Below are 4,912 nucleotides of genomic sequence, written 5' to 3' on the forward strand. Positions count from 1 at the left end.
TACAGCCATATGTGTAGGTTGATACGTATATATTCGTTAAAAAGCGACGCTTATCGTGTTAAAAAGCGGTTGTGGTAGCTTGTTCGCGCTCCCCGCTTACGCTCGTTGGCTTTTATAGCCAGAGAGCCGTGTCGTGAAAAAGAAGGTATTTCAATCAAAAAGATACCATTCATCGCATTAAGCTGACATCCGCGATTCTTGTCTTATCCCTTTGAATTAAGTCTGTCCCCAATAAATATCGGGTGAGCGTTTACTTGATTAATATTGGCAATATATGAACAATGAATCTGCAGAAAAATATCTTGAGGCAACGATTCGTCAGCAACCACGTCACTGGCTCATAGACAAAAAACGAAACGGCAGACATCTCCGCCGTCCCGCCCAAAAGAGATAGCCTTATCTCTGTTTGTACACATGTCAAGGTTGGTTATTTACTGATATCAGGGCCTATATAAACCCTGTTTTTCATATCGTGCGTAAACATAAGACTTTTTTTCGACAAAAGAGCAGATTCCTTCTTCTTTTTGGGAATACATGTTCTAAACATGCCACACTACCTCTTGGCTACTAGCGTGAGCTTCTATTATAGAGGAACTATGAAAAAGCATTTTACATCAAAACATAAAGCTAAATCCTTTCTTCTGCGAAGCATTGAACCGTTCAATCTCCAAAGAAAGGGATTTCTTTAACTGATTAGCCATAAATATTAAGAAAGACCTGCGTATGATGCAAATTGCCTTCAGTCGTTTTAAGGATTTTCTGAAAGAACAGTACCCATTATATGAATGCAACATCAAACCCGAATTTATCACTAAGGATATGATGGTTCTGTTTGTGGACTATTTGCAATCCCGTAGCGTTGGCGAGGGAGCAAAAAGTATCTATCAGCGTTTCAAGAAAGTGATACGCTATGCCATCGAACACGATGTGATACTGAAAGACCTTACATATAAGAATGTAGACTACTCAAACAAGCTATTGAAGTTTGAACAGAATAAGACCAAAGGGCATTCTTCTGCTAGTGGAGTAGTCATACCTTTGAATGACGGTTTACTCTCTATTATTGGCGAACCTCCTGCAGATGGCAACAAAGATGTGCTTATATTTAATCTACCATCCTATGAAAGCTGCTGTAAATCAGTAAAACGTTGGGTGAAAAGATCCGGAATAGACAAGCACATAAGCTGGCATTGTGCCCGTCACTCATTTGCAGTGAATATCCTTAACAATGGTGCTAATATTAAAACAGTAGCCAGTTTGCTCGGACATAGCGGGCTGAAACATACGGAGAAGTGCCATTCAAGACACGCTGTAAGCACAAGCAGCACACTCTGTAAACCTTGCACTAACTTCCCGTAACTGGCTTATGGGCTGTTATATCGTGGAATTTGAACAAAACGGAGAAGACCGTGCAGCCTATGGTGAGCAGCTTTTGAAGAAGTTGGAAAAACAACTAAATACCAAAGGACTTAACGAACGTAGATTCCGGGAGTTCAGACGTTTATATCTTGTTTATCCACAGTTGAAAGAAGAGGTTTTAGGCTATGTTATGTCGGGTTCGGGAATTCGGCGGTTGCCGACCGCCGAATTTGAAACAGAGATTCGGCGGTCAGTAACCGCCAAATTGCAAATGGTTTCAGAAATTGCAAATAATGACTGGAAATTGGCTGCTGAAAAGCTATTTAACAGATTATCTTCTACGCATTTGAATGCAATATCTGCTATTGACAATCCTATTAAACGTGCCTTTTATGAAATGGAAACGATTAGGGGATGCTGGACTGCAAAAGAACTGGAACGGCAGATTGATTCATTGTACTACGAGCGTAGTGGATTATCTAAAAACAAAGAAGCTCTTTCTGCATTAGTACAGCAACAGGCAGTTCAACTACAGCCTGCGAATGTAATAAATACTCCCTTGACCTTAGAGTTCTTAGGGTTAAATGAACGGGCATTAGTTACAGAGAATGATTTAGAGCAAGCCATCCTTGATAATTTACAAAAGTTCCTTCTGGAAATGGGACACGGCTTCTGCTTTGAAGCTCGCCAAAAACGCATACTGATAGATGAAGATTACTTCTTTGCTGACCTCGTTTTCTATCACCGCATACTGAAATGCCATGTCATAGTGGATTTAAAAATTGACAAATTCCACCATGAATATGCATCCCAACTGAATATGTATCTAAACTACTTCAAAGCAGAAGTAATGCAGCCCGATGATAATCCACCAATCGGTATTTTGCTTTGTACTGAAAAAGGAGATACTTTAGTTCGTTATGCCACAGCAGGATTAGACCCAAATATTTTTGTACAAAAGTATAAAATCCAGTTGCCCAGTGAGGAAGAATTCAAGAGATTTCTTTCAAAGGAGATAGGCTAACAACTTTCAATAAAAACAAAGGTTTAGTTCATTTTAGATATACAAGAGAAATGGACTAAACTTAATCTGTAACCTTTTCATTATAAAACCTCAAAAATTCCATTTCACCCACCTGCTTTAAAAATTTCTGATTTTCAATAAAGTCTTGCCCATACTTTAACCAACGTTTTGTAAAACCTTTGAACTTAGTGCAAGGAAATAGATGACATTGGTAGCAATGTGTTATTCCTTTCTCAACGCAACACAGGTAAAATGTTCTACATTTTTCACAGCGGGTTTTGTTTTCCTCTCCTCCCTGACAATTTTTTTCATCTCGTGTGTAGCTTGGACAACCGCCACAGAACACACCACAAGCAGGAATACGACCATGATATGGTTTTATTACAGATAAGGTTTTTGCCATCCAAAAATTAGTCAAATTCAATTTATTTGCCTGTCGTTTTTGTTCCTTCTTCACCACGTATTTTTGCTTCTCAAAGAATGGACGAGCAGTTAGACTCACTTCTGATGTGATTTGTATAATACCTTTTGTAATAGCATATCGTTCTATTTCTTCCAAAAGCATAGTTGCAATGCCTTTGCCTTGAAAGTCTGCGTGAATGAACATAGAGTGCAGATAGCCTTGCGGCGTAATGGATGAAAAACCTACAATCTGAGACAGTTGATTAACAGCCACAATAAAATAGTGAGTCTTTATCATTTCCTCTATATTGGAAAGATCATCTCCGCATGATGCCCAATCTTCAACTTCATCCTGTGAATAATCACGCCTGTTTACTACAAGCACGGTATTCTTATATAAATCTCTCAGTTCAGCACTATCAGATTGTTGCGCTATTCTGATTTTAAAGTCCATTTTCATCTTTGGTTTTGTATCTTTTCGTATGAATGAAACTCGCCATTGATAAAATAGTGCCATTCTATGCGATTGATTTGGGTTGTACTCTCATAACGCATTGTTTGTTTTATCAACACATCCCGTCCATCATCCGTTGTATATTCGGCAATTACTGCCTGCACTTTTTCGCTCTCGACAATATACTGGATGTTGGGATTAAAGCAATCTAACAGAAATAAGCCTCCTGCTTTGAGATGATTTCTAACGCATCCTAACGCATTGAATAAATCTTCGTTTCTGTATAAATGGTGGATTGAATTAAATGGAATAAAGATTAGGTCGAATTTTTCTTGCAAGTCGAGCATTCTAATATCTGCTTCTATGAAATCAATCACTAATTCTGCTTCGATAGCCTTCATCTTTGCTTGTTCGAGCATTGAGGGTGTGTAATCTACTCCGCAAATGCTGTATCCATCTTTGGCAATGGGGATCGTAAGTCTGCCTGTACCACAGCACAGTTCAAGTATTTCAGCCTCCTTATTTTTCGGTAGCCACTTTTTGTAGAATTGCAAATCAGATAGAAAGGTATTTAATCCATCATATATATTTGCATCATAAATCAACTCACCAACCTTGTAACCTATATTCATTTATATTCTCCAATACTCATTGTTTCATGTTTATATACCAAACTTATTTCTATTCTCTTTCGTGTCCGGATGGATATGCCATAGATTAACCTTATTTTCCTTTATTTCTGCAACCCAAATAGCATGAACATTATTTAGAACCTGATCTGAACAAATGGAATATCCCTGCATAATAACCATAGAACCATTTACTGTTACGCTCTCGAAAATGTTTCGATATCCCGGATAAAGTCTAAAAAACGGCTTCCATGCCTTAACTATATTATCAGATTTTCCTACAATTCGATTGTTTGCCATATCGATAAAAACATGATTTTCAGTCATTAAACTGGATAGTGCGTTAATGTCAGCCCTACTGATACATTCATTAAATTGCAAGGTAATAATTTGGGGGTCTATCATTATCTCTTCTTTGCTATATTTATCATTATTACCCCATTCGGTCTTAAGCTGCGCATAAATTATATCATCTACCCAATCCCCACGCAAATAATAGCTCTCCTTAAAGTGAGCTTCCTTTCTGAACCCCAATCGCTCTATTAACTGGATAGAAGCTGTATTTCTCGGATCGACTGAGGCTATAATCCGATGTTTATCGAGCGTTCCAAAAAGATAATCAACCATTGCTTTCAATGCTTCTGTAGCATAACCTTTTTTCTGATAATCTTTATGTAGCGTACATCCAAGTTCAGCCTGCATATTGTTGTGATTGGTAAAGCTGATTCCCATATCACCAATTAACCTGTTTTCATCTGCAAGAATAATGGTAAACTGAAAACATATATTGGCAATATCCATTGTCGCCGGCATATTGCTAATATAATCACGGACTTCTTCAACTGAATCAGGGAACCATCCCTGATACTTATTTTCCGCAAAGTCAGAACGGTAAGAAAAAATGCTTTCTGCATCTTCCGGTTCAGCAAGCCGTATGATTAATCTTTCTGTTTTAATGGGATATTTCACCTTGTTGTTTATAAATTCATGAGTTGAGCAAAGATACAAAAATTGTCGGCTCACCCGATAAATCAGGGGGAAAAT

Annotated in this window: 3 protein-coding genes and 2 pseudogenes; 2 read left to right on the forward strand and 3 right to left on the reverse strand. The window is 37.9% G+C overall.

Going from position 1 to position 4,912, the window contains the following annotated elements:
• Positions 1 to 708: 708 nt before the first annotated feature.
• Positions 709 to 1,293: pseudogene (locus DWX84_RS21080) on the forward strand (tyrosine-type recombinase/integrase); the annotation flags it as partial.
• Positions 1,294 to 1,366: 73 nt separating this feature from the next.
• Complete coding sequence (locus DWX84_RS21085) at positions 1,367 to 2,383, forward strand: PDDEXK nuclease domain-containing protein (RefSeq protein WP_122377616.1); 1,017 nt, start codon at positions 1,367 to 1,369, stop codon at positions 2,381 to 2,383.
• Between the two features lie 61 nt (positions 2,384 to 2,444).
• Here the strand turns inward: DWX84_RS21085 and DWX84_RS21090 are convergent, their stop codons facing one another.
• The 3 genes and pseudogenes from DWX84_RS21090 to DWX84_RS22060 form a co-directional block, all read right to left on the reverse strand.
• The gene (locus tag DWX84_RS21090; RefSeq protein ID WP_122377617.1) at positions 2,445 to 3,245 is read right to left on the reverse strand and encodes a GNAT family N-acetyltransferase; all 801 of its coding nucleotides are present in this window, start codon (positions 3,243 to 3,245) and stop codon (positions 2,445 to 2,447) included.
• 11 nt (positions 3,246 to 3,256) lie between these two features.
• Positions 3,257 to 3,871 (reverse strand): annotated as a pseudogene (locus DWX84_RS21095) (class I SAM-dependent methyltransferase); the annotation flags it as partial.
• 30 nt (positions 3,872 to 3,901) lie between these two features.
• The coding region (locus DWX84_RS22060) for a GNAT family N-acetyltransferase (RefSeq protein ID WP_233573979.1) at positions 3,902 to 4,912 on the reverse strand (1,011 nt) is incomplete at its 5' end.

It is taken from the genome of Parabacteroides sp. AF21-43, from assembly GCF_003635435.1.
GTDB classification, from domain to species: domain Bacteria; phylum Bacteroidota; class Bacteroidia; order Bacteroidales; family Tannerellaceae; genus Parabacteroides; species Parabacteroides distasonis.

Bases quoted from the DNA above. Each gene is read 5' to 3' on its own strand.
- DWX84_RS21085 (WP_122377616.1), top strand. From the start codon at position 1,367: ATGGGCTGTTATATCGTGGAATTTGAACAAAACGGAGAAGACCGTGCA.
- DWX84_RS21090 (WP_122377617.1), bottom strand. From the start codon at position 3,245: ATGAAAATGGACTTTAAAATCAGAATAGCGCAACAATCTGATAGTGCT.